Annotated in this window: 1 tRNA gene and 2 pseudogenes; 2 read left to right on the plus strand and 1 reads right to left on the minus strand. The window is 53.1% G+C overall.

From position 1 onward, the window contains the following. Window positions 1-133: 133 nt before the first annotated feature. Window positions 134-1,560: pseudogene (locus tag QZ506_RS18800) on the plus strand (ABC transporter permease); the annotation flags it as partial. Window positions 1,561-1,620: 60 nt separating this feature from the next. On the opposite strand, the gene QZ506_RS18805 reads toward QZ506_RS18800, so the two are convergent. Further along, a tRNA-Ser gene (locus QZ506_RS18805) sits at window positions 1,621-1,710 on the minus strand. A 246-nt stretch (window positions 1,711-1,956) separates the two neighbouring features. On the opposite strand from QZ506_RS18805, the pseudogene QZ506_RS18810 reads away from it, so the two are divergent. Next, window positions 1,957-2,034, plus strand: a pseudogene (locus QZ506_RS18810) (IS1 family transposase); the annotation flags it as partial.

Below are 2,034 nucleotides of genomic sequence, written 5' to 3' on the forward strand. Positions count from 1 at the left end.
CTGCGGGCGTACGCCGATGGCCACTTTACTCGATGGAAAACGGATCTGGGCAGAAAAGAATCTGAACCAGATGTAATCTGACAGACACCTGTATAAATAATCGGTAACTGTCAGATCAGGTCTGAGCTAGTACATATTAGGGATAACGCTGGGAACCTTACGCGGGTTGTTCTATATTCCCTGTGCCCTTGTGTGGGATTTATTATTTCTGATCCCCTTTTTGATCCCTCCGTATATTTCGGCACTGTCATGGATGCTTGCACTGCAAGCGCGTGGTTATCTGGAACAGATTTTCTCGTTCAAGTTTAATGCGTTGCTGTTCTCATTACCGGGTATGGCGATAGTGATGGCATTGAATATTTTCCCTGTGGTCTATTTCGCCGTCTCGCGCAGCATGGCGAGTCACGGTGGGCGTCTTGCAGATGTTGCCCGGGTACATGGCGCGGGTCCGTGGGCGACATTTTTCCGTATTACATTACCGTTGGCATTACCAGCGATTGCGGCCAGTTGTCTGCTGGCGTTCGCGCTGGCAATTGAGGAGTACGGCGTGCCTGCTGCGATTGGCCCACATGCGGGGATTCAGACATTGACCACCGGAATTGAGCAACGCCTTGCAGATTGGCCTATCGATCTTTCAGGTGCAGCGGTGCTGTCGTTGTTGTTGGTTGCATTGGCATTGACGGCCTACACCGTTCAGCGCGCACTCACTGCGGGAAAAGATGTTGGCACCATTACCGGGAAGCCAGCGGCCATTGTGATTCGTGAACCGGGGCGCTGGACGCTGCCCTTCGTGACGTTGTTCTTCGGCGTGGCGGTGATTGCTGTAGGCATTCCGGTGAGCGCCATGCTGGTAACCGCCTTTTCCGGCACCCTATCCGGTGGGTTATCTGCGGACAATGTGACGCTAAGACATTTTAGTGCAGTGCTGAACAATCAGAATCAGGCGCTCAGTGCGCTCTTAAGCAGCATGGGATTAGCCAGCGGCACTGCATTACTGACGGGGGGGTTGGAGCCTAGCTGGTGACGGTAAGGCGTGTCCGCGGTGCTGCGCTATTGGATGGCCTCTCTCTGTTGCCTGTGGCGCTTCCCGGCATTGTGGTTGGCGTGGGGCTGATATTGTACTGGAACCGAAGCTTTTGGCCAATTAAGCCCTACAACACCTAGGCGATTCTCCTGTTGGCGTACAGTTGCTTATTGTTGCCTTATCCCATCCGCTATGTGAGTGCGGCATTGCGTCAACTGGGTCCTAACCTGGAAGCTGCCGCCCGCGTTCACGGTGCCTCGACGTTGAGGGCATTGCGCTACGTGGTGGCACCGCTTGTCTTCCCCAGCTTGCTGGCGGCGATGCTGCTAGTGTTTGCCGTTGCCGTTCGTGAGCTGGTGACCTCATTGCTCTTGGCGCCGGCCGGTGTGCAAACCACAGCGATCTTTATTTGGCGGCAGTTTGAGCAAGGGTCTGTAAGGCAGGGAATGGCGATGGCAACGGTGGCAATGACGGTCAGTCTGGCAACCATGCTATTGGGGATTCATCTGTATCAGCGTTTTCAGCCGGGGGAATGAGAATCAGGCTGTACGCAAAAAACAAAAAATCCCCTGATTGCCCAGGGGCGTTCTTTTATATGGCGGTGAGAGAGGGGTTCGAACCCTCGATACGCTTTCACGTATACACGCTTTCCAAGCGTGCTCCTTCAGCCACTCAGACACCTCACCGGGGGTTGCCGTTCAAGGGCAGCGGTGCGGTACTATAGGGAGTCGACTGCTTTCGGTCAAGCAGAATTTTATGGATTTCACGCATCTGATTACACAGTGAACGCCAGAGGTGAAACAGATTGAATGGAATGCGATAACATGGCGATTGACACGCGAAGAGCGCGGATTGACGCATAAAAAAATCGCGGTCGTGTATTCAATATGTTGATTGCAGTGTGAAATGTCCGGTTTTGGATGTGGAATACAGTGGCTAAAGTTGATGTAAGATGCCCGTTTTGTGAACAGACATCTCCTGTGAAAAAACACGGTTATGGCAAAAGTGGC

It is taken from the genome of Candidatus Symbiopectobacterium sp. (genome assembly GCF_020054415.1).
Classification (GTDB): domain Bacteria; phylum Pseudomonadota; class Gammaproteobacteria; order Enterobacterales; family Enterobacteriaceae; genus Symbiopectobacterium.